Below are 218 nucleotides of genomic sequence, written 5' to 3' on the forward strand. Positions count from 1 at the left end.
GACTCCTCGGCGATGGTGACCACGCCGGGGCAGCGCCGGTAGACGGTGGCGTTCATCTCCTGGAGGAAGGCGACCGCGTCCAGGTCCTCGCGCCCGCCGAAGACGTTCGGCGCCCACTGCCCGGAGTCACGCGAGTAGTCCAGGTAGAGCATCGAGGCCACGGCGTCCACGCGGAGCCCGTCGATGTGGAACTCCTCGCACCAGTAGACCGCGTTGGC

At 69.3% G+C, this 218-nt stretch carries 1 pseudogene; it reads right to left on the bottom strand.

What is annotated here, in order from left to right:
* Positions 1–218 (bottom strand): annotated as a pseudogene (locus GT030_RS07530) (1,4-alpha-glucan branching enzyme); the annotation flags it as partial.

This window comes from Streptomyces sp. SID1328 (assembly GCF_009865595.1).
Classification (GTDB): Bacteria; Actinomycetota; Actinomycetes; order Streptomycetales; family Streptomycetaceae; genus Streptomyces; species Streptomyces griseoluteus.